Origin of the sequence: Clostridium sp. OM05-5BH, from assembly GCF_003481505.1 — a bacterium.
Taxonomy (GTDB): Bacteria; Bacillota; Clostridia; order Lachnospirales; family Lachnospiraceae; genus Otoolea; species Otoolea fessa.
Map to the genome: position 1 here is coordinate 48,261 of NZ_QULJ01000007.1, position 22,798 is coordinate 71,058.

17 protein-coding genes are annotated in these 22,798 nt (G+C 51.6%); 16 read left to right on the forward strand and 1 reads right to left on the reverse strand.

The genetic code is table 11. From position 1 onward, the window contains the following. Positions 1 to 12: 12 nt before the first annotated feature. From tkt to DXB70_RS10055, 16 genes are all read left to right on the forward strand, one after another. Positions 13 to 1,998 (forward strand): transketolase, encoded by a 1,986-nt coding sequence (gene tkt / locus DXB70_RS09980; protein ID WP_022360014.1) that lies wholly within the window; start codon positions 13 to 15, stop codon positions 1,996 to 1,998. Between the two features lie 229 nt (positions 1,999 to 2,227). Beyond that, entirely contained in the window at positions 2,228 to 3,172 is a 945-nt protein-coding gene (locus DXB70_RS09985) for an ROK family glucokinase (RefSeq protein ID WP_117796613.1), read from the forward strand. Between the two features lie 371 nt (positions 3,173 to 3,543). Beyond that, positions 3,544 to 5,208 (forward strand): putative manganese-dependent inorganic diphosphatase, encoded by a 1,665-nt coding sequence (locus DXB70_RS09990; protein ID WP_118652766.1) that lies wholly within the window; start codon positions 3,544 to 3,546, stop codon positions 5,206 to 5,208. 94 nt (positions 5,209 to 5,302) lie between these two features. Next, positions 5,303 to 5,578, forward strand: coding sequence for a type II toxin-antitoxin system HicB family antitoxin (locus tag DXB70_RS09995; RefSeq protein ID WP_107001743.1), 276 nt, complete (start codon positions 5,303 to 5,305; stop codon positions 5,576 to 5,578). A 12-nt stretch (positions 5,579 to 5,590) separates the two neighbouring features. Next, complete coding sequence (locus DXB70_RS10000) at positions 5,591 to 6,277, forward strand: flavin reductase family protein (RefSeq protein WP_333489860.1); 687 nt, start codon at positions 5,591 to 5,593, stop codon at positions 6,275 to 6,277. Further along, on the forward strand, positions 6,274 to 6,810 hold the full coding sequence (locus DXB70_RS10005; protein ID WP_022360009.1) for a shikimate kinase: 537 nt from the start codon (positions 6,274 to 6,276) through the stop codon (positions 6,808 to 6,810). The genes DXB70_RS10000 and DXB70_RS10005 overlap by 4 nt, the downstream gene beginning before the upstream one ends. Positions 6,811 to 7,005: 195 nt before the next feature. Beyond that, positions 7,006 to 8,286: a DUF1576 domain-containing protein gene (locus tag DXB70_RS10010; protein WP_118652636.1), complete on the forward strand. Its 1,281-nt coding sequence runs from the start codon at positions 7,006 to 7,008 to the stop codon at positions 8,284 to 8,286. Positions 8,287 to 8,387: 101 nt separating this feature from the next. Then, complete coding sequence (locus DXB70_RS10015) at positions 8,388 to 10,067, forward strand: potassium/proton antiporter (RefSeq protein ID WP_118673224.1); 1,680 nt, start codon at positions 8,388 to 8,390, stop codon at positions 10,065 to 10,067. A 155-nt stretch (positions 10,068 to 10,222) separates the two neighbouring features. Then, the gene (locus tag DXB70_RS10020) at positions 10,223 to 10,774 is read left to right on the forward strand and encodes a TetR/AcrR family transcriptional regulator (RefSeq protein WP_182448446.1); all 552 of its coding nucleotides are present in this window, start codon (positions 10,223 to 10,225) and stop codon (positions 10,772 to 10,774) included. A gap of 359 nt (positions 10,775 to 11,133) precedes the next feature. Beyond that, a complete protein-coding gene (locus DXB70_RS10025; protein WP_227589701.1) occupies positions 11,134 to 12,255 on the forward strand; it encodes an efflux RND transporter periplasmic adaptor subunit in 1,122 nt (373 codons plus the stop codon). Next, on the forward strand, positions 12,252 to 15,302 hold the full coding sequence (locus DXB70_RS10030; protein WP_117796616.1) for an efflux RND transporter permease subunit: 3,051 nt from the start codon (positions 12,252 to 12,254) through the stop codon (positions 15,300 to 15,302). Before DXB70_RS10025 ends, DXB70_RS10030 begins: the two co-directional genes overlap by 4 nt. A gap of 88 nt (positions 15,303 to 15,390) precedes the next feature. Next, positions 15,391 to 16,050 carry a TetR/AcrR family transcriptional regulator gene (locus DXB70_RS10035; protein ID WP_118673226.1) on the forward strand — a complete coding sequence of 220 codons (660 nt, stop codon included), beginning with the start codon at positions 15,391 to 15,393 and terminating at the stop codon, positions 16,048 to 16,050. 2 nt (positions 16,051 to 16,052) lie between these two features. Beyond that, positions 16,053 to 17,294, forward strand: coding sequence for a TolC family protein (locus tag DXB70_RS10040; protein ID WP_182448447.1), 1,242 nt, complete (start codon positions 16,053 to 16,055; stop codon positions 17,292 to 17,294). 121 nt (positions 17,295 to 17,415) lie between these two features. Further along, the gene (locus tag DXB70_RS10045; protein WP_118673228.1) at positions 17,416 to 18,624 is read left to right on the forward strand and encodes a TolC family protein; all 1,209 of its coding nucleotides are present in this window, start codon (positions 17,416 to 17,418) and stop codon (positions 18,622 to 18,624) included. 316 nt (positions 18,625 to 18,940) lie between these two features. Beyond that, entirely contained in the window at positions 18,941 to 20,368 is a 1,428-nt protein-coding gene (locus DXB70_RS10050; RefSeq protein ID WP_107001735.1) for an amino acid permease, read from the forward strand. Next, positions 20,365 to 21,678, forward strand: coding sequence for a M18 family aminopeptidase (locus tag DXB70_RS10055; RefSeq protein WP_347559614.1), 1,314 nt, complete (start codon positions 20,365 to 20,367; stop codon positions 21,676 to 21,678). Before DXB70_RS10050 ends, DXB70_RS10055 begins: the two co-directional genes overlap by 4 nt. A gap of 89 nt (positions 21,679 to 21,767) precedes the next feature. Here DXB70_RS10055 and DXB70_RS10060 read toward each other — a convergent pair whose 3' ends face one another. After that, positions 21,768 to 22,688: a LysR family transcriptional regulator gene (locus tag DXB70_RS10060; RefSeq protein ID WP_117796620.1), complete on the reverse strand. Its 921-nt coding sequence runs from the start codon at positions 22,686 to 22,688 to the stop codon at positions 21,768 to 21,770. Positions 22,689 to 22,798: the final 110 nt, after the last annotated feature.

A 22,798-nucleotide genomic window follows, 5' to 3' on the forward strand; every position in this document is an offset into this window, starting at 1 on the left:
AGGAGGTTACTTATGAATCAGATTGACACATTATCCGTAAACGCGATCCGGATTTTATCCGCAGACGCAATCCAGAAGGCAAATTCCGGTCATCCGGGACTTCCGCTGGGATGTGCAGCAGCGGCTTATGAACTGTGGGCACATCATATGAACCATAACCCAGCCAACCCGAAGTGGGAGAACAGAGACCGTTTCATCTTATCCGGCGGTCATGGTTCCATGCTGCTGTACTCTCTGCTGCATCTGTTTGGCTACGGAAATCTTTCCAAAGAAGATCTGATGAACTTCCGCCAGTTAGATTCCAAGACTCCGGGACATCCGGAATATGGTCATACCGTTGGCGTTGAGGCAACGACCGGTCCGCTGGGCGCAGGTATGGGTATGGCAGTCGGCATGGCGATGGCTGAGGCACATCTGGAAAGCGTATTCAACAAAGAAAATTATCCGGTAGTTGACCATTACACCTATGTATTGGGCGGCGACGGATGTATGATGGAAGGCATTTCCTCTGAGGCATTCTCTCTGGCAGGTACCCTGGGACTTTCCAAGCTGATTGTTCTCTATGATTCCAACCGCATCTCCATCGAGGGAAGCACCGACATCGCATTCCGTGAGAATGTACAGGAGCGTATGCAGGCATTTGGTTTCCAGACGATCACGGTAGAAGATGGCAATGATATCGACGCGATCGGCAAGGCGATCGAGGCTGCAAAGGCAGATACCGAGCATCCGTCCTTTATCACCATCAAGACGCAGATCGGCTTCGGCTGCCCGGCAAAACAGGGCAAGGCGAGCGCACACGGCGAGCCGCTGGGCGTGGAGAATGTGGAAGCACTCAGAAAGAACTTAAACTGGCCGAGCGAAGAGCCGTTCTTCGTACCGGAAGAGGTATACAAAAACTACTCCGAGATCGCAGAGCAGAAGGCAGAGGTAGAAGCTGCATGGAACGTGATGTTTGCCGCTTACTGCGAGGAATATCCGGAGATGGAAGCGCTTTGGAACCAGTATCACAATGCAAAGGCGGGCGAGGCGCTGAAAGATGACGCCGGATTCTGGGCAAAACAGGAGAAACCGGAAGCAAGCCGTGCGATCTCCGGACGCCTGATCAACTACATCAAGGATGTTCTGCCGAACCTGTTTGGCGGTTCTGCTGACCTAGCACCGTCCAACAAGACCAACATGAAGGATGCGGGCGACTTCTCCAAGGAGGACAGAGCTGGACGTAACCTGCACTTCGGTGTCCGCGAACTTGCGATGGCAGCGATCGGAAATGGCATCATGCTGCACGGCGGTCTGCGTGCGTATGTATCGACCTTCTTTGTATTCAGTGATTACTGCAAACCGATGGCAAGACTGTCTGCACTGATGGGCGTGCCGCTGACCTATGTATTTACGCATGACAGCATCGGCGTTGGCGAGGATGGACCGACCCATGAGCCGATCGAGCAGATGGCAGCGCTGCGTGCGATGCCGAACTTCCATGTATTCCGCCCGTGTGATGCGACCGAGACAGAGGCAGCTTGGTACAGTGCTGTTACTTCCGAGCACACACCGACCGCACTGGTGCTGACCAGACAGAATCTGGAGCCGATGGCAGGCAGCAGCCGTGAGGCATTAAAGGGTGGCTACATCATCGACGACTGCGAGGGCACACCGGAGTTAATTCTGATTGCCAGCGGTTCCGAGGTGGCTCTGGCGGTTCATGCAAAAGAGACTCTGGCAGCAGAAGGTCAGAAAGTCCGCGTTGTCTCCATGCCGTGTATGGATCTGTTCGAGGAGCAGAGCGAGGAGTACAAGGAGTCCGTACTTCCGAGAGAAGTACGCCGCCGTGTAGCAGTAGAGGCGCTTGGAAGCTTCGGCTGGGACAAGTACACCGGTTTAGACGGCAAGATCATCGCGATGGAAAGTTTCGGCGCCAGCGCACCGGCAGGGCTTCTGTTCAAGAAGTTCGGCTTTACCGTTGAGCATGTGGTAGAGGTGGCTAAGAGCCTGAAATAATGCTGATTTTGAAAGAAAAATAAGATAAAAGACAGGCACCTGTCTGTCGGCAGAAAAGAATGCGGTACTGCTTAAGCAGAAATGCGCCTTTCTCCGGCAGGCAGGTGTATTTTGCTTTCCAAACCTTGCAAAACGGGGATGCATTGCGTATAATAAGAGCCAGCGCAGAAAAAAGATGAGGGCATAGAAGAAAGGCTGCCAGTGCAGCCGTAAGGGAAGGGATCCAGACATGGAAAAAAAATGTATTGGGATAGACGTCGGCGGAACGACGGTTAAGATTGGTATTTTTGAGACGGACGGAACGCTTGTTTATAAGTGGGAGGTTCCGAGCCGCAAGGAAGAGAATGGGGCGTACATTCTTCCGGATGTAGCCGCTTCGATCAGGAAGAAATTGAACGAGCGGGGAATCCCGATGGATGCCGTGATCGGCGCAGGCATGGGATTTCCGGGGCCGGTGCAGCCGGACGGCTATGTGGAGGTCTGCGTCAACTTAGGATGGCGCGATCTGAACCCGCAGAAGATTTTGAGTGAGTTATTAGATGGAATGCCGGTCCGCTCCGGTAATGATGCTAATGTGGCGGCGCTCGGCGAGATGTGGCAGGGCGGCGGCAAGGGCTGCCATGATATCGTGATGGTGACGCTGGGAACCGGTGTCGGCGGCGGCGTGGTACACGATCAGAAGATCGTTGCAGGACGCCACGGACTGGGCGGCGAGATCGGTCATATCCATATCCGCGAGGGCGAGAAAGAAACCTGCAACTGCGGCGGACACGGCTGTCTGGAACAGGTAGCGTCCGCGACCGGTATCGCCAGGGAGGCGAGACGGAAGATGGCAGCAAAGCCGGATGCATCGGTGATGCGTGCCTACGGTGATGCGATCACCGCAAAAAATGTGCTGGATGCGGCAAAAGCCGGGGATGCACTGGCGCTGGAGGTTATGGACACCGTGTGCTATTATCTCGGATGGGCGCTGGCGACCATTTCGATGACCGTGGATCCGGAGATTTTCGTCATCGGAGGCGGTGTATCCAAGGCGGGGACTTTTTTAACGGATTGGATTGACCGCTATTACCGCGAATTGACCCCGATCTCTGAGAATAAGGGCGAGGTTCGCCTGGCAACATTGGGAAATGATGCAGGTATCTATGGGGCGGCAAGACTGATCTTAGATTAGGCGCCTTGTTTTGAGTGACAGAGTGCAGGGTAAATGGTCTGGACGTTTGAAGGAAATAGGGATAGAAAAACGTTCAGATATGCCGAAAGATGCTGTAGACAAGAGGAGACCCCGGAGCGGTCAAGCATCCGGGGCAATTATGAAAAATCTATGTGCAAAATCACTATAAAACAAATTTGAAAAGTGAAATCTTTTATGCTTTTAGTATAAAAATAAGATATGAATAAAATATGAACACCGTGTAAACAGATTATGAAAATTGGCGATTTTGTACAAAAAAGTTTCATGAATCAGAGGTTTCTCTATCAAAACAGAGGATAGAAAGAAAAATGGCAGAATTTGCAGCGCACGGTGCGAATCAGGAGGAAAAAATGGCAGCAGAAAAAGCAAAGAAAACGATTGTAATTGGACATAAAAACCCGGATACGGATTCGATTTGTTCTGCAATCGGCTATGCGAATTTCAAAACACTTCAGACGGGTGGCGAATATGTACCGTGCCGTGCCGGAGAACTGAACCCGGAGACAACCTTCGTACTGGATTACTTTAAGGTAGATGTGCCGAAACTGATTAAATCCGTCAAAACGCAGGTCAAGGATATTGAGATCCGCGAGACTCCAGGTGTTTCCAAGAATATTTCCCTGAGAAAAGCATGGAACCTGATGCAGGAGGACGGTCTGGTAACACTTCCGGCTGTTACCGATAAGAATATACTGGAAGGTCTGATCACAGTCGGCGATATCACCCGTTCTTATATGAATGTATACGACAGCAGCATTCTTTCCAAGGCATGCACCCAGTATGCAAATATCATCGAGACCCTGGAGGGCGCGATTTTTGTTGGCGATGAGAAAGCGTACTTTGATAAAGGAAAAGTCCTGATTGCGGCAGCTAATCCGGATATGATGGAATATTATATTGAAGAGAACGACCTGGTTATCCTCGGCAACCGCTATGAGTCGCAGCTGTGCGCGATCGAGATGGGTGCAAGCTGTATCATCGTGTGTGAGGGCGCTGGCGTTTCCATGACGATCAAAAAACTGGCACAGGAGCGCGGCTGTACCGTCATCACAACTCCGTATGATACCTACACGGCAGCCCGTCTCATTAACCAGAGTATGCCGATCAGCTATTTCATGAAGACCGAGAAGCTGATCACCTTCGATACAGATGATTTCATCGATGATATTAAGGATGTGATGGCAAGCAAGCGTTTCCGTCATTTCCCGGTACTCGATAAAGAAGGCAAATACAAAGGCCTGATTTCCCGCCGTAACTTACTGGGTGCGCGCGGCAAGAACGTGATTCTGGTCGATCACAATGAGCGCGGCCAGGCGGTAGACGGCATCGAGAATGCCAATATCCTGGAACTGATTGACCACCATCGTCTGGGTACTGTGGAGACAGTCGGACCGGTCTTCTTCCGTAACCAGCCGCTCGGCTGTACGGCAACAATCATCTTCCAGATGTACCGCGAACAGGGGCTGGAGATCGACAAGACCATCGCAGGTCTGCTCTGCAGTGCGATCATCTCCGATACGCTTCTGTTCCGTTCTCCGACCTGCACACCGATGGATCGGGCGGCAGCGGTTTCTCTGGCTGAGATGGCAGGCATCAAGCTGGATGAGTTCGCAAACCAGATGTTTGAGGCAGGCAGCGAGTTAAAGGGCAAGAGCGATGCAGAGATTCTGTATCTGGATTTCAAGAAATTCTCAGCTGGAAAGACAAACTTCGGCGTCGGTCAGATCAACTCCCTGAATGCAGAGGAGCTTGGAAAGCTGAAGAACCGTATGCTGCCGTTTATGGAGAAGGCGCGTGAGGACGAAGGTCTGGATATGCTCTTCTTCATGCTGACGAATATCCTGACGGAGACGACCGAACTTCTCTGTGTTGGACAGGGGGCGGCACAGGTTGTGGCAGATGCGTTCCACGTAGGTGATGCAAATGAAGAGCTGAAGCAGACGGCAACACTGCCGGGCGTTGTTTCCAGAAAGAAACAGCTGATTCCGGCACTGACAGTGACACTGGAGCAGTAAATCAGGTGACAGTGCGCGGACGGGATTGTTTCATACGGAAAATCCAGTGATAGTTCGTGTAGGGCAGGAAGGTCGGACGGAAAGGAAGGATACCATGACATTTGTATATCCGGCGGTTTTTACGCCTAAGAAAGATGGAAAAGGGTATGATGCATATTTCCCGGATTTGGAGTGCTGCGAGGCGGAAGGTCCGGATCTGGAGGATGCGGTGGAAAATGCGCGGGAGGCAGCGTACAACTGGATCAGCCTGGAGCTGGAGGAAGAGGGCGATCTGCCGGCACAGACGCATATCGATGATATGAGCCTGCCGGAAGGAAGCATGGTGAAACAGATCATGGTCCGGATCAAACTTCTCCCGGACAACGATTAAGAGGATATAGGGATGGCACAGAAGAGAGCGGCTGGAAAGCCAGAAGAGCGTCGCCGGGGAGGAGCAAGGCAGAACCCGGAAGGACAGTTGAAAAAACGGATGGAGACCCGGAACACTCCGGGACCGCGCGCCCAGTGGAAGCCGGGCAATATGATTTATCCGGTTCCGGCGGTGCTGGTCACAGTGGCGGACTGCGAAGGAAACAGCAACATCATCACGATTGCCTGGACGGGCACGATCTGTACGAACCCGCCGATGGCGTACATTTCGGTGCGCCCGGAGCGCTATTCTTACCATATGCTGCGGGAGAGCGGTGAGTTTGTCATCAACCTGGCGACGGAGTCGATGGCGTATGCGACCGATTACTGCGGCGTCCGCTCCGGCAGGAATGTGGATAAATGGAAGGAGACAGGGCTCACACCGGTTCCGGCGCAGACGGTGAAGGCGCCGGTGATCGCCGAAAGCCCGGTCGCGATCGAGTGCCGGGTGACCGAAGTCAAGGAACTGGGGTCACATCATATGTTTCTGGCAGAGGTAACGGGTGTCAGCGTGGACGAGCAGTGGCTCAACGAGCGCGGCAGCCTGGAGCTTGCAAAGGCGGAACCGATTGTGTATTCGCATGGCGGCTATTATGGGCTTTCAGAGCTTCTTGGAACATTTGGATGGAGTGTAAAGAAAAAGAAGAGGTGCCAAAGATGAAAAATAATGTAACCTTGATTGGTATGCCGTCCGCAGGAAAGAGCACGGTCGGAGTGCTTTTAGCAAAGAGACTGGGCTATTCCTTTATAGATGTGGATCTGCTGATTCAGGAACAGGAAGGTAAGCGTCTGCGCGAGATCATCGAAGAACAGGGACTGGACGGATTTCTCGATGTGGAGAACCGCGTCAACGCGGGGGTGGAAGCCGAGCAGGCGGTCATCGCACCGGGTGGCAGCGTGATCTACGGAAAGGAAGCGATGGAACATTTAAAATCCATCGGACTGGTTGTCTATCTGAAAATTACCTATGACGAGCTGGTAAAACGCGTCGGCGATGTCAAGGACCGCGGCGTAGCGCTGAAAGACGGCATGACACTTCTGGATCTCTACCATGAGAGGATCTCGTATTTTGAGAAATACGCGGACATCACGATCGACGAGGAAGGTAAAGAGCTGGGGGCGGTGGTTGATGAGCTACGCGAAATATTGGAAGAGCGCGGTTATGTGCTGGGAAGTGCGCCGGAGGAAGAGTAACAATTTCACATGAGAATGGGGGCAGCCGGTTCTGCCGGACGGGTTTCATAACGGGTTACAGTGAGAAAAAATCAGTTGCAAAACAGTTGAAAATCCAATACAATAGAATAGTAACCATTTTTATAGAATGTTAACAGTCGGGGGTGCAAAGATGCGGAATCTTTTTTGCATCCCTTTTTTGAAAGGTGTGCGTATATGACTACAGTGAAATCTCTGTCCAGAGAGATGAAATTCTTTCTTCTGGCACTGATTCCGATCTATTTCATTTCAGTGGGGCTGATTATACAGCCGTTTGACTCCATTGTGACTGGTATCTATGAAATCATAAGGGAACCGGATTTCCTGATCACCGATTATATTGCGGTCGGCGGCATGGGAGCCGCGTTTGTCAATGCCGGGATGATGGCGCTTATCAGCATCTACTTTGTCTATAGTCTTGGGATGGAGATGGACGGGCATACGATCACATCCTGCTGTCTGATGTTTGGATTCTCTTTGTTCGGAAAAAATCTGATGAATATCTGGGCGATTTTTCTGGGTGTATTTCTCTATGCAAAATATCATAAAATGCACTTATCCAACTATATTTATGTCGGCATCTACGGAACAAGCCTGTCTCCGATCATCACACAGCTGATGCACGTGGTGGAACTGCCGCTCTGGCAGCGCTTCTGTGTGACGATTCTGGTGGGAATCTGTATCGGATTCGTGCTTCCGCCGCTCTCGACGCATTCCCACTATGCCCATAAGGGATATTCCCTTTATAATGTGGGATTTGCCTCTGGCATCATTGCGACGGTCCTGGTCTCCACGTTTAAGTCCTTTGGAATTGAGACGGAGGCGCGTCTTATCTGGTCCTCCGGCAATGATGCGATGCTTTTAGGGCTGCTATTTGTTTTGTTTGCAGGCATGTCGGTGGTGGCAGTGCTGTGGCGCGGAAAAGATACGCTTTTAGGGTATGAAAAACTCCTTGCGACAACGGGAATCGGCGGTACCGATTACCTGCTGGAATTGGGCGGTGCGGTGACGCTTCTCAATATGGGACTCAATGGTCTGTTTGCGACCTTCTTTGTGCTGGCAGTCGGCGGAAACCTAAATGGACCGACGATCGGCGGAATCTTTACCATCGTTGGATTCAGTGCGACTGGAAAACATTTGCGGAATATTTTCCCGATCATGGCGGGCGTCTGCATTGCGAGTACCGTCCGGGCGTGGGATATCACGAATCCGTCGGCACTTCTGGCGCTGCTCTTTTCCACGACGCTGGCGCCGATCGCCGGAGAGTTTGGAATTTTATGCGGCGTGTTAGCCGGTTTTCTGCACGCGTCGGTGGCGCTCAATGTCGGGATCGTGTATGGGGGCATGAACCTCTATAACAATGGATTTGCGGGCGGTATCGTCGCGATGTTCCTGGTGCCGGTGATCCAGTCGATCCGCGACCGGAGGGCGCGGGCGAAGGGAGATCTGTCGCTGTAAGATTTCTTCTTTTTAATGGAATCTTAACACGAAAGAGGCGTAGAGATATTGTATCATTATAAAAACACCACATTTATGATACCTACTAAACATAGAAAGGAATGATACATATTTCAACTTCATTTGCGCTTCTGGTCGTAGCGATTATTATTCTTGTCTGCATCGCGGGAAGCCGTCTTTCGGGGCGGCTGGGGGTGCCGACGTTGTTTATTTTTATTATGCTGGGAATGCTGTTTGGATCGGACGGTATTTTTAAGATTCCATTCGGCAATTTTGCACTGGCGGAACAGGTCTGCTCGGTGGCACTGATTTTTATCATGTTTTACGGCGGGTTCGGCACGCGCTGGAGTGAGGCGAAGCCGGTCGCGGGGCGGTCGATTTTGTTATCCTCGGCGGGTGTAGTGCTGACGGCGCTTTTGACCGGGCTGTTCTGTCATCTGGTGCTTAAGATGGCACTGATGGAAGGAATGCTTCTCGGCGCAGTCCTTGGATCGACCGATGCGGCATCCGTGTTCTCGATCCTGCGTTCGCGCAAGCTGAACCTCAAATACGGCACGGCATCCATGCTGGAGTTAGAGAGCGGAAGCAACGACCCGTTTGCGTACATGATGACGGTGATTCTGCTGTCTGCGATGACGGGGAGTGTGAGCGGAGGTTCGGCGGTTCTGCTTTTGATCCGCCAGCTCGCATTTGGGCTTTTGACCGGCGCGGCGGTCGCGTGGTTGGTGACATGGCTTTTAAAGCGGTATGCCTTTTATGGCGAGGGATTTGACACGATCTTTGTCTTTGCGGCGGCAATCATTTCCTACGCGCTTGCATCCCAGATTGGCGGAAATGGCTACTTAAGCGTGTATCTGACCGGTATTATCCTCGGAAATCAGGAGCTGAAGAACCAGAAAGCGCTGGTTGGCTTCTTTGATGCGTTTACCGGCATGATGCAGATGCTTCTGTTTTTCCTACTGGGACTTCTGGCGTTTCCCTCGCAGATGCCGTCGATCGTGCTTCCGGCGATCGCAATCGCATTGTTTTTAACATTTGTGGCTCGTCCGGTGGCGGTTGGCTTGCTGCTCGCGCCGTCGAAACCGCCGATCGGGCAGTATCTGGTTATTTCCTGGGCGGGTCTGCGCGGTGCGGCGTCAATCGTATTTGCGATCATGGCGACGCTCAGTGAGGGATATATGAAATATGATATATTCCACATTGTGTTCTGCGTTGTTTTATTTTCCATCATTTTTCAGGGTTCGCTGCTTCCGAAGGTGGCAGAAAAATGTGACATGATCGACAACTCGACCGATGTCATGCGGACGTTCTCGGACTATACGGGCGATATGCAGATTCAGTTCGTGCAGCTTCCGATCGGGGACAATCATCCGTGGAAAAACCGTAAAATCTGTGAGATTGAGATGCTTCCGGGTATGTTAATCACAGTGATCCGGCGCGGCGCGCAGACGATTGTGCCCAAAGGGCAGACTGTAATTCAGGAAGGGGATACCGTCGTCTTGGGTGCAGAGGGCTTTACGGACAGCCAGGGAATCCTTTTAAAAGAGATTCTGATGACACCAGATCACCGCTGGTGCGGTAAGAAGATCGCGGAGGCGCGCTTCTATAAGAATACGATCATTGTGATGATAAAGCGGGGCAGCCAGATCATCATTCCAGACGGCGGTACGCAGATACTGGAAGGCGACCGGGTGGTTGTATACTCGCAGAAACTGCCGCAGGTGGAAGGGCGTGTGAAACACGAAAACGGGCCGGTCGTATCGGCTGTTGTTGACAAGTAAGCACGTTTTCTTACGGCACTTTCGGTTCCAAAAGTGCCTATCCGTGAACAGTAACGCGGATTCATAGGAGGAAGATGGAAATTTCAGGCAATACTTGCAGTTTGTTGAATTATAAACTATACTTAAACAACAACGGTTTGCCGGAGGAAAAGAGTATGCAGCAGGGAAATACGAAGGAACGGATTGTAGAGGCTTATATCGAGCTGGAGTCGGAGAGACCGCTCGAGAAGATCACGGTCACGGCGCTGGTTGAGCGGAGCCGGATCACAAGAAAAACATTTTATTATTATTTTAAAGATATATATGATTTGATGGAATACCGGATGGAACGTGAGATGAAGCGCGTCATGGAAGAGACGATGAGCCAGACAGATCCGGAGAAGGCGCTGACACAGCTGTATATGTATATCATGGAAAATCAGAAGCATATCCGGGCATTGTCCGAGTCGGTACAGTTCATGGCCCTGCGCCGTCAGATGGGAGAAAAGGTGTACCAGTATTTTTATAACCATCTGGAGCGGATTGGTATGTTTAAGAACCTGACGATGCCGGAGGCGGCGATGGCGGTGCAGATCATCATTTTCTCGGTTATGGGAGTTGCGTTTGACGCGCCGTTTAAGGATGAGGCGGATGTGAAGGAGCGCGTCGCCACGTTCATGAGCGTGATCCGCAAATGCACCGGGTGCGACCCTATGCAGGTCCGTTAGGAAAGCAGGTTTCCGGCAGTTTTGAGAATTATTGTAACTGTTCAGTAGGTCTGCGCGTGACTGTGAAGGTACTGAACAGTTACGAATTATTGTCAATTAGAAAATGGAACAAGGAAACGCAGGAGGAATCAGCGGTATTTGGTTGGTTTTTCCTGCGTTTTTGCTGTCATGTACCCCAAAAAACGGTCAGCGGCAGGAAAATTTGGGTGCCATGAAAAAAAGATGAACATAGATGGATACATTTTGACAAATTTGTGTACACACCTGTCCAAACTTGGGAGTGGCAAAGTATATACGAGATGAGTAAAATATAGACTGAGAAAAATTTATACCAAGAACAAGCATAGATGGAGGAAATTATGAAAAAAAGAGGAAAGATTCTGGCGCTGGCTGCGATTGTAGTTGTTGGCGCTGTCGTTTTGTCCCGATGCGGTCATAAGAATACGGCGGTGGAATATGAATCCCGTCCAACCGTAAGAGTAGAAAATCCGGTTCGTCAGGACATCAGCTTGTACACGGATCTGACCGGACTGGTAGAGCCGCAGTCCCGCGCGAGCGTCATGCCGAAGATGAGCGGCGAGGTGCTGGAGGTTTACTTCCAGGCGGGCGATACGGTCCAGGCAGGGCAGGCGCTGTGCAAGATCGATTCCGACGCGTTGACAGCGTTAAAGCTACAGGTGGATGCGGCTTCCGTTGCCTTAAAGAATGCGGACAGCAATTTAAGCCGTACCCAGGCGCTCTTTGCTGATGGTTTTGTCTCCCAGGAGGCGATGGAGCAGGCACAAAACAGCGCACAGAATGCGAAGATTTCCTATGAATCTGCGAAGAACCAGTACGATCTGCAGGTGAAATACACGACCGTGACGGCGCCGATCGACGGTGTGATCGAGTCCCGGAGCGTCGAGCCGCATGATCATGTATCTCCGGCAGGCGAGATCTGCACGATCTCCGGTGCCAGCCAGTTACAGGTTAAATTCGGCATCACCGAGAAGATCCACCAGACGATGGAGTTGGGCGACAGCGTGACGCTGGAGAAAAATGGTGCGGATTACACCGGTACTGTAACCGAAATCGGATCTATGGTCAACGAGAGCAGCGGCCTTTATGACGCGCGTGCGATGGTGCCGGATGCAGCAGGTCTTACGAATGGTTCTCGCGTAAAAATGACGGTTATCATGGATCATGTCAGCCAGGTGCTGACCGTTCCGGTCGATGCAGTCAGCTATGACAACGGTGCCCCGTTTGTATACCTCTATGAGGATGGAAAAGCGGAGAAGACCGAGATCGAAGCAGGTATCTATGACGATGAAAATATGGAAGTAAAATCGGGTCTGACGAGTGACAGCCAGGTCATCGTGAGCTGGAGCAACGAGCTGGTGGATCAGGGAGAAGTCCTGTTAGCACAGGATACCGATGGCGCGCAGACAGACGGAAACAATGAGACAGCAGCGGAGACGACAGAGGCAGGTGACAAAGAATGATTCGACTGACAAAACTCGCACTGCGGCGTCCGGTTACCATCATTCTCTGTCTGATTACCATCGCGTACTTCGGCCTTCAGTCCGTCATGGGCATGAAGCTGGAACTGACGCCAGAGATGGAGATGCCGATGTTAATCATCGCTACGGTGTATCCGGGAGCCAGCCCGGAGGACGTAACCGATCTGGTTACCAAGAAAGAAGAAGATGCGATCACATCATTGGACTCGGTCGATAAGGTACAGTCCATTTCCCGTGAAAATGTATCGATCGTCATTGTCCAGTATGAGTACGGTACCAACATGGATACCGCATACATTAACCTGAAAAAGGCGATAGATGGCATTCAGAGCGATCTGCCGGACGATGCCAACGATCCGAATATCATGGAGCTGGATATCAACTCGATGGCGACGGTTACGCTGGCAGTCAGCGGCGACGCTGATCAGAACCTTTATACATATGTAGATGACAAAATTGTTCCTGAGTTTGAGAAATTAAGCTCGGTCGGCGAGGTTTCGATTGCCGGCGGTCAGGATAGCTACACCCGCGTGGAACTGATTCCGGAAAAACTGGCACAGTACCACCTGAATATGAATACGGTTGCACAGTTAGTCGGTGCCGCCGATTTCACGATCCCGGCGGGCGATGTCCGGGTTGGAAAACAGGATCTCGACGTCAGTGTCGGCAACGAATTTAAGAGCACGGAAAGTCTGAAAAATGTCGTACTTCCGCTGGCAAACGGTGAGACGATCCATCTTTCTGATATCGCAAATGTCTATGAGGCGCTGGAGGATGCAAGCTCGATCGGACGTTACAATGGCGAAGATGTTATCTCCCTGGGAATCAAAAAACAGCAGAGTTCCACCGCGATCGAGGTTTCCAACCAGGTAACCAAGAAGGTGCAGGAAATTGAAAAGCAGTATCCGGGTCTTAAAATCACCGTGGTAGATGATGCCAGTGACACGCTGAAACAGTCTTTAAGCAGCGTAATCCAGACCCTGATCCTGGCGATCATCCTGTCCATGATCATTCTGTTCTTATTCTATGGCGATTTGCGTGCGTCGGTCATCGTAGGTACGTCCATTCCGATCTCCGTTGTATTGGCGATCATTTGTATGGCGGCGATGGGATTCTCAATGAATATTATTTCCCTGACGTCGCTCGTTCTCGGTGTAGGTATGATGGTTGATAACTCGATCAACGTCCTCGACGGATGTTTCCGGGCAAAGGAAAAACTGGATTTCTATGATGCGGCGCTGGAAGGTACGCGCACGATGATCGGCTCGATCACCGGCGGTACGCTGACAACCTGTGTTGTATTTATTCCGCTTCTGATGTTAAATGGTATGTCTGGACAGCTCTTTACACAGCTCGGGTACACGATCATTTTCTGTATGACGGCTTCCTTATTCTCAGCAGTCATCATCGTGCCGCTCTGCTATATGTTCTGGCATCCGGTTGAGAAGGATCATGCGCCGGCAGGACGTATAATCAAAGGCATCCAGGGCTGGTATCGCAAGCATATGCCGCATGTCATCAAGCGCTATGCGCTTGTATTCGGAACGACTGCAGTGCTGGTTGTCCTGTCCATCCTCATGGCGTCCAGACTGAACCTGGAGCTGATGTCTTCGATCGATGAAGGTATCGTCACGATGACGATCAAGACGAAACCGGGTTATTCGGTATCGGCGATCCGTGACACTGTGCTCGATCTGGAAAATATGGTAGAGACAGACGAGGATGTGGATCATTACCTGATGACATATGGAAACAGTGGTGTCAGCATGACTTCCGGAAGTGATGTGACGCTGAATGCCTACTTAAAAGATAAGAGAAAACTTTCCACGGACGAGGTTATCGAGAAGTGGAGATATGCGACACAGAACTACGTTGATGCGACCATTACCTTGGAACAGGGCAGCAGCAGTATGAGCAGCAGCATGAGCAGCGGTGATTCAATTGAGGTGGATCTGCAGAGTACCGATTACGACACCCTAAAGAAGGCAGCGGATGATCTGGTAACTGAGCTTCGCAAGCGCGAGGATGTTATGCAGGTACATTCTTCTGTTGAGAATGCGGCGCCGGTTATCAAGGTAAATGTGGATCCGGTTAAGGCAGAGGCAGAGGGACTGACCCCGGCCAGCATCGGTTCGATGGTATACAGTAATTTAAGCGGTGTGAAAGCGGCGACGATCTCCGTCAACGGCAATGATCAGGACGTGAAGGTAGAATTTGCGCCGGATCGCTACGATTCCATCGCGAAACTGCAGGGCATGATGATCACGACGGCGACGGGTAATACGCTTCCGCTGGAGGATCTGGCAGAGATCTACTACCAGGATAGCCCACAGGAGATTTCACGAAAAGAGAAACAGTACCAGGTATCGATCACGATGCAGGCACAGGCAGATTATAAGAAGACGGCTGAAAAAGATGTCAAGAGCTTCGTGCAGAACTGGGAATTCCCGTACGGCGTTGAGATGGCGACCAATAGCCTGGATGAGTCGATGGGCGAGGAGCTTTCCGCGTTGGGAATGGCGCTTGTCACAGCGATCTTTCTGATTTTCATTGTCATGGCGATCCAGTTTGAGTCCCCGAAATTCTCCCTGATGGTTATGGCAACGATCCCGTTCAGTTTGATCGGTTCCTTTGGATTCCTGTTTCTGGCGGACTGCCCGATCAGTATGAACTCCATGCTTGGTTTCCTGATGCTGGTCGGTACGGTTGTAAACAACGGTATTTTGTATGTGGATACGGTCAACCAGCTACGGATGGAGATGCCGTTAGACGAGGCGCTGGTAGAGGCAGGTGCGATCCGTGTACGCCCAATCTGCATGACGACACTGACGACCATCATTGCGATGATCCCGAACTGTCTGGCATTTGGTAAGGCGGGCAAGATGATGCAGGGCTTAGCGCTTGTAAACGTCGGCGGTCTGGTTGCGGCGACGATCCTGACGCTGGTACTGCTTCCATCCTTCTACCGGGTGGTTTATAACATGGGAAAAGGCAAAGAAGAAGAGTATGAGAAACTGGACTGCGACTAAGGAAAAGCAGGTTAAGCAGTGAATCTGTCAGGCGGCGGACCCGGGGCGGGGAAGCTGCCTGTACTGATAGAAAAAGGGGGAGAAGAAGATGCCGTCGGAACGATTTAAGCGGTTGCCGGAGGAAAAACAGAAGAAAATCCGGGACGCGTGTATGGCTGAATATACGCGGACAACGATAGAAAAAGCATCGCTCAACCGTATGATAGAAGATGCCGGGATCTCCCGGGGCAGTTTTTATACGTATTTTGACAGTAAATGGGATGTTTTAGGATATCTGTGTGAGAGTTTTATCAATGAATTTTATGAGTGCGGCGTGCGCTGCCTTGAAGAGGCGCAGGGGGACATCTGGGAGATGTTAGGGCAGTTTTTAAACGGTTCGCTTGCCCTGTGCCGCGATGAGAGACGCACCGATTTCATCCGCAACATCATGGAGTGCAGCAGCCGTGAGGCGCTGCTCTTTGATATATTCAGCTCCGATCTGGACAGTCCACGCGCCGTGCGTGGACAGAAGCTGGAACGCGCCGCCTATGAGTCGTGCGTGGGAAAATCCCTGCGGAAGATGGGCTGGGAGGAATATATGAGCTTTTTCCGCATGGCGATGATGTCGATCGCGATGGAGATCAAGAGCTTTCACGACGGAGTCCCGGAAAACCGTATCCGGGAACGGTTTGTCCTGACACTCGGTATCCTGAAACGGGGCGCTGGGATAGAATCGGGAGCGGGCGCGCAGAGCGCCGAAAGGAAATGAAGATGAGTAAGATGAAGAAAAACAGGAAGAAACTGTTTGCCATTCTTTTACAGGCGGCGTTAGTCAGCACAGCTATGACGATGCCGGCATATGCGGCTAAAACACCGGGGATCGGCTCAGATGCGCGGATCGGTGACGATGCGACCGGTCCGGTGCTGACGGGCGGCAATACCGAGATGGAGGAGGAGACTTCCCCGTACACCAAAGAGCAGCTTGAGGACGGGACGCTGGAGTACGGTGAGATCGCATGGCGGATCGAGGGCTACAACAGCACGTATTTAAACCTGCGTTCCCAGCTCTACAGCCAGGCGACCAGCCAGTCGGCGGGAACTGCCCTGGCGGCTGAGGCAAGCGCCCTCATGGAAGATGCGATGGACCTGAAGTCCGACGATATGGATGCGGAGACGAGAGAGCTGTTTGAGGGCTACAAGGCGGCAGCGAGAGAGTTGCGCAAACAGGGGGCAAAGCTTACGAACAAGGAGCTTTCCGGCACCTACGCCCGGACCCTGCGCCAGACGAAGAATAAGTTAGTCAAGGCGGTGCAGAACCTGCTCATCCAGTATGAGGAACTGCTCCCGCAGGTGGAGACAGCGAAAAAGAATGTGGAGATGTGCCAGGTAAATGCGGATGCCGCACAGAAGATGCAGGCGCTCGGCCGTGCTTCCGCGCAGGAGGTTCTGACGGCGCAGAAGGCGCTGCAGCAGGCCAATTCCAGCGCCCAACAGGCAGAAAACGGGGCATTGCAGCTCAAACAGAATATTTTAATGCTACTTGGATTTGACGCGGATGCGCCGGTAACCTTTGCGGATGTGCCGGTTCCGGATGCGTCCCGCCTTGCGGCGATGGATCTGGCAGCCGATACACAGGCGGCAGTCAGCGCAAATTATGATTTGATGTCTGTGCGTGCAGCGAAAGCGGAAGGGTCTTCCAACCGCACAGTCAAGAAGCGAAACGTCGCCTATACCGAGGATTCGGTGACGATCACGGTTCAGAACCTCTATGCGGCGGTGGTATCAAAGAAACAGGCGTATGACAGTGCGACGGCTGGATATCAGGCGGCAGCGCAGAGCTACGAGGCGGCAAAGCGCCAGAACGCACTGGGAATGCTCTCAAGAGCCAATTATTTGGGGCTTGAGTGTTCCTGGCTCAGCAGCGTGGCATCGTATAAGACCGCCGAGCTGGAATATACCAAAGCGGTGGAAAATTATGAGTGGGCTGTGAAAGGTCTGATTGTGACGAATTAATCCGTCAGGAATGGCAGTTTACTTAAGGTGTGAACAGGTTGCTATTCACGGGTAGGCACTTTTGGAACAGAAAGTGCCGTAGGATAACATGGTGGTAACAGAAAGGAAGTAGGAACCGGAAATGAAACATAGAAGAAGGAAAACGGCGCTTCTGACCGCAGCGGCAGCAGCTGTTCTGGCATTGCAGGGACCATTTGCGGCGCTGGCAGCCAGCCCGCAGTTCGCTTATGACGCAGATACATGGGCGAAGCTTCAGGACAATGTGATGGAATACAGCGAACTGCCGTATCTGGTACAGGAGTACAACCCGACGTATCTAAACAACCAGACGATCTATCAGGCAGGGCGCGATACGAAGAATGCGAAGGAAGTGCAGGATAAGCAGTACAATCAGGCGAATGATCTGTACGACAGCGCGGATAACCTGCGGGATCAGGCGGATCAGATTGAGGATTTTCTGGCGGTGCCGGGCATGGCGAGTGCTTACGCAAGCCTGATGTCAGCGTCCGTCATGGTGGAGCAGAATGCGTTAAAAACCCAGCAGTCTGCCGATGCTTCTTACCGCGACAGCGAGATGGACCGTCTGGACTATATCAACAGCCAGGATGCGGTTGTCGCGCAGGTGCAGTCGGCGTTTGCTGCTTATAATCAGGTCAAAAAGACAATTCCGTTGATGGAGAAATCAGTGGAATTGCAGGAACTTTCCATGCAGCTGACCCAGAAGCGCCAGCAGCTAGGTCAGGCGACCCAGATTGATGTGTTAAATGCACAGAAGTCGCTGCAGTCGCTCCAGTCCACGCTGACCCAGACAAAAGCGGGACTTCAGGCCCAGCATCAGCAGCTCTGCGTCCAGACCGGATGGTCCTATGACGCGGAACCGGATATCCAGGATCTGCCGCAGGCGGATCTCACCCGGATCGCGGCGATGAACCTGGCGGCGGACACGCAGACGGCACTCGAGCAGAACCTGTCCTTACAGTCCAACAAGCGCGGTTATGCCAATATGGCAGAAGGTTCAGCCGATAAGAAAAACATGGACCGCACCATCAAGAACCAGGAACAGACGATCCGCTCCGGTATGCAGACACTCTACAACGACATCATGCAGAAGCAGACAGCCCTGCAGCTTGCCGATGCGTCCCTGGCAGCAGAGACGCAGACGATGAATGCGATGCAGAAGAAGCTGGAGCTTGGCATGGCGACCCAGCTGGAGTACAAGAGCGAGGAAGTTTCCTTCCTGGAGAAACAGATCGACAAAGAGACAGCTAACATGAACCTGCAGCAGGCGATCGAGACGTATGAGTGGGCGCTGAAAGGTTACATGAAGTAGGGACAGAAGTTAAGTCTCTGGCACTTCCTCTGCGCGGGGGTTAACGTGGCGCTGGAGGAGCTGTGTATATCGAAAATGATATAATAAAATATTTATAAAACAAGAGGCAAAAAGCGGCGTTTTCTTTCGAATCGCCGCTTTTTTTTGGGAAAAAATAGGTGCATATTGTATGGATTTAACAAAAAATAGCCACAAACTACAGAATACTACCGATTCGGACTGGAAAATACTGGGTTAATAAAAAAATACTTTTGACAATTAACGCAGCATATGAGAGAATAAAAAAGATACTTTCAGTAAGGAGAGAAAATAAGATATGAACAAATCACAACAAAACAAAATCAAGTGGTATATGCTTTCCTTTATGTGTTTCTCCACCCTCTGGGGATTTGGAAACGTTTTAAATGGTTTCGTATACTTCAATGGAACACAGGTTATCTTCTCCTGGATTCTGATGTTCGCACTGTACTTTGTACCGTACGCACTGATGGTCGGAGAGCTTGGTTCCGCATTTAAGAATTCGGGCGGCGGTGTCAGCTCCTGGATTCATGAGACAACCGGCGCGAAGGCTGCATACTACGCAGGTTGGACCTACTGGGCTTGCCATGTCACCTACATCGCATCGAAGGGATCCGGCGGTCTGAAAGCGCTGAGTTGGATGATTTTCCAGAACGCAGAGAAGTATGCGTCCTTTAACACGAAAGCGGTTCAGTTAGTTACCTTTGCGGTACTGCTGTTCTTCTGCTGGGTTGCAAGCCGCGGCTTAAACCCGTTAAAGAAACTGGCTACCCTGGCGGGAACCAGTATGTTTGTCATGAGTATCCTGTACATTCTGCTGATGTTTGCTGCACCGGTCATCAATCCGAACGGTGGTTACCTGTCGGTGGATTTCAGCTTGAAAAACCTGATTCCGCATTTTGATTGGAAGTATTTCAGCAGCTTGTCCATCCTTGTATTTGCAGTCGGCGGCTGTGAGAAGATCTCCCCATATGTAAACAAGGTAGAGGATCCGTCCAAGGGATTCCCGAAGAGTATGATTTTTGCAGCGATCATGGTAATCGTCTGCGCGATCTTCGGTACAATCGCGATGGGTATGATGTTCGATGTATCCTTGGTTGAGGCTAATTTTGACTCTTACAATGCGAATGGACAGTACTGGGCATTCCAGAAACTGGGTGAGTATTACGGCGTTGGAAACCTGATTATGATCATTTATGCAGCCTGCAACGCGATCGGTCAGTTCTCGACGCTGGTAGTCAGCATCGATGCACCGCTTCGTATGCTGCTTGACAACGAGGATGCGCGTCAGTTCATCCCGACCAAGCTCTTAAAGAAAAACAAATTTGGCGCTTACGTCAATGGTATCTGGATGGTAGTCATCCTGTCCGGTTCCATCATTCTGGCTCAGGTTCTGGTTCCGAATGCGGATACGGTTCTGCGCCAGCTGACACAGCTTAATTCGGTTACCATGCCGATGCGTTATCTGTGGGTATTCTTTGCGTACTTCATGCTTCGCAAACATTCAGATAAGTTTGAGCGCGAGTATCGTTTTGTGAAGAACAACGGAGTGGCACTGGGCTTTGGCGCATGGTGCTTTATCCTGACCGCAGCCTGCTGCTTATTAGGTATGTACAAACAGGGTGATCTGTACACAACCATGCTGAATGTCATCACACCAGTCGTTCTGGTAGCACTGGGACTGATTTTACCGGCGATTAAGAAGAGAGAAGGGAAGTCTGCATGATGAATGCTGCGAAGGAATTATTGACTTTTATTGAGAACAGCCCGAGTATGTTTCATTCGATTGAGACGATCAAGGGAATGCTGGATGAGGCAGGTTTTACCTATCTGCCGGAGAGAACTTGCTGGGACGTGAAGCAGGGCGGAACGTATTACACGATCCGCAACCATTCCAGTATCATTGCGTTCCGCGTCGGAAAGGAACTGGGCGATTACCATTTCCAGATGTGCGCCTCCCACAGTGATTCACCGACTTACAAGATCAAGAATGTACCGGAGTTAAATGGTCCGGGCGAGTATCTGCGTCTCGATGTAGAAGCATACGGCGGCATGATCGACAGCACCTGGTTTGACCGCCCTCTGACGGTGGCAGGCCGTGTACTGGTAAAAGACGGTCAGGGCGTGAGCGCGAGACTTCTGTACATCGATAAAGATCTGCTCATCATTCCGAATGTAGCGATTCATTTCAACCGTGAGGTGAACAATGGATACAAATACAACCGTCAGGTTGATTTATGCCCGCTGTTCTCCGCTGGTGAGCTGAAAAAAGGCGCGTTTGACGCGATGATTGCGAAAGAGCTTGGTGTGGCAGCGGAGGATATTTTAGGAAAGGATCTCTTCCTTGTAAACCGTCAGCCGGGTACGATCTGGGGGTATGCGGACGAGTTCATTTCCAGTCCGAAACTGGACGACTTACAGTGCGCTTACGTTTCCCTGAAAGCATTTCTGGCGGCGAAGAATGAGCATGATGTCAGCGTATACTGCTGCTTCGACAATGAGGAGGTTGGTTCCAATACGAAGCAGGGTGCGATGTCCACCTTCTTACAGGATGTCCTGCACCGCATCAACGGTGCGCTTGGCAAGACGCCGGAGGACTACTATCAGGCAGTTGCCGGTTCTTTCCTCGTAAGCTGTGACAACGCACACGCCGTTCACCCGAACCACGGGGAGAAGACGGATGCGGTCAACTGCTCCTGGATGAACAAGGGTATCGTCATCAAGGAGAGTGCGAACCAGAAATACACCACGGACGCATTCAGCCGTGCGGTATTTACGAATGTCTGCAATGAGGCAGGTGTTCCGGTTCAGGTGTTTGCAAACCGCAGTGATATTTTAGGCGGTTCCACCCTTGGAAACCTTTCCAACACGCAGGTCAGCGTCCATGCCGTCGATATCGGTCTGCCGCAGCTTGCGATGCATTCCTGCTACGAAACGGCAGGTGTGAAGGACGTTGAGTACGCAATCCGCGCACTGACGAAATTCTACCAGACCGCTCTTCAGATTGAAGGGGCAGAACGGGTTTGCTTTGAGTAAATATAGTTAAAAGAGCAGCCGCTCCGCGAACGATGAAATGAATCGCGGGGCGGCTGTTTTGATAGATTGAAAAAAGCTTTTTAAGAAAATTACCTCCGCAGCAGCTCCGGCGCCATCTCCTGAAACAGCTTCGCGAGCGCCATCGCCGCCCGCGAGCGGTATTTTCCGGCGGGCCAGGCGAGCGCCAGATCGAGGAAAATACCATCTTTCCCGATCCGCAGATAGCGGAACTCATCCCGCATGATGCGGCAGGAACGGTAGGTAAACGCGAGTCCGACCCCCTCCCGCGCCATCGCCGCAGCAAAAGAGGCGGAGAGGTAGGTGTCGAGTCCCAGAGGTTCCACACCCGCCTCGCGCAAGGATCGGCGGGCAGTCCGTCCGAGGACGGTGCTGGGCGGGCCCAGAATATATTCAAATGGTGCGGTGTCCTTTAGGTCGATCCACATCTGTTCCGGATCCGATTCGCATGGCTTCGCAAACCTCATGACCGGGTGATCGGCGGTAGTGGCGATCATGATCTCATCCCGCATCAGGGAATCCACACCGTGTTTGATTCGAACCGGCGGCGCGGCGATCAGCGCCAGATCTAAAAGTCCCTCTAAAATCTTATTTTCCAGATCAATGCTGTCCATCTCACAGATCTCCACATGAACCCGTGGATACAGGGCATGGAATTTTTTCAGAACCGGCGGCAGCAGGTACGTCCCCCGGTAGGTGCTGATGCCGAAGATGACGGTGCCGCCCTTTAAATTTTCAATATCCGAAGCCTCACTGCGCGCCTCCTGGTACTGCTGTAAAATCTGTCTGGCATGGAAAATAAACGCCTCCCCGGCAGAGGTTGGACGGACTCCGCGGGCTGTGCGGACGAAAATCGGCGTTCCCAGATCCTGTTCAAATAGGCGGACTGCCTGACTTAAGCTTGACTGCGCCATAAACAATTTTTCGGCCGCGCGGGAGATGCTCCCCTCGTTAGCGACGGTTACGATATAGTCTAGTTCTTTTAAATCCATGAGAATCCCCCTCACGAGATATCGGAATTTTCGATATCTGGTATAATAAATCTTGCCTTTCTCCTATAACAAAAATAGTATAAGATAAAAACAAGCAAAAATCAATGGCA

Bases quoted from the DNA above. Each gene is read 5' to 3' on its own strand.
- tkt (WP_022360014.1), top strand. From the start codon at position 13: ATGAATCAGATTGACACATTATCCGTAAACGCGATCCGGATTTTATCC.
- DXB70_RS09985 (WP_117796613.1), top strand. From the start codon at position 2,228: ATGGAAAAAAAATGTATTGGGATAGACGTCGGCGGAACGACGGTTAAG.
- DXB70_RS09990 (WP_118652766.1), top strand. From the start codon at position 3,544: ATGGCAGCAGAAAAAGCAAAGAAAACGATTGTAATTGGACATAAAAAC.
- DXB70_RS09995 (WP_107001743.1), top strand. From the start codon at position 5,303: ATGACATTTGTATATCCGGCGGTTTTTACGCCTAAGAAAGATGGAAAA.
- DXB70_RS10000 (WP_333489860.1), top strand. From the start codon at position 5,591: ATGGCACAGAAGAGAGCGGCTGGAAAGCCAGAAGAGCGTCGCCGGGGA.
- DXB70_RS10005 (WP_022360009.1), top strand. From the start codon at position 6,274: ATGAAAAATAATGTAACCTTGATTGGTATGCCGTCCGCAGGAAAGAGC.
- DXB70_RS10010 (WP_118652636.1), top strand. From the start codon at position 7,006: ATGACTACAGTGAAATCTCTGTCCAGAGAGATGAAATTCTTTCTTCTG.
- DXB70_RS10015 (WP_118673224.1), top strand. From the start codon at position 8,388: ATGATACATATTTCAACTTCATTTGCGCTTCTGGTCGTAGCGATTATT.
- DXB70_RS10020 (WP_182448446.1), top strand. From the start codon at position 10,223: ATGCAGCAGGGAAATACGAAGGAACGGATTGTAGAGGCTTATATCGAG.
- DXB70_RS10025 (WP_227589701.1), top strand. From the start codon at position 11,134: ATGAAAAAAAGAGGAAAGATTCTGGCGCTGGCTGCGATTGTAGTTGTT.
- DXB70_RS10030 (WP_117796616.1), top strand. From the start codon at position 12,252: ATGATTCGACTGACAAAACTCGCACTGCGGCGTCCGGTTACCATCATT.
- DXB70_RS10035 (WP_118673226.1), top strand. From the start codon at position 15,391: ATGCCGTCGGAACGATTTAAGCGGTTGCCGGAGGAAAAACAGAAGAAA.
- DXB70_RS10040 (WP_182448447.1), top strand. From the start codon at position 16,053: ATGAGTAAGATGAAGAAAAACAGGAAGAAACTGTTTGCCATTCTTTTA.
- DXB70_RS10045 (WP_118673228.1), top strand. From the start codon at position 17,416: ATGAAACATAGAAGAAGGAAAACGGCGCTTCTGACCGCAGCGGCAGCA.
- DXB70_RS10050 (WP_107001735.1), top strand. From the start codon at position 18,941: ATGAACAAATCACAACAAAACAAAATCAAGTGGTATATGCTTTCCTTT.
- DXB70_RS10055 (WP_347559614.1), top strand. From the start codon at position 20,365: ATGATGAATGCTGCGAAGGAATTATTGACTTTTATTGAGAACAGCCCG.
- DXB70_RS10060 (WP_117796620.1), bottom strand. From the start codon at position 22,688: ATGGATTTAAAAGAACTAGACTATATCGTAACCGTCGCTAACGAGGGG.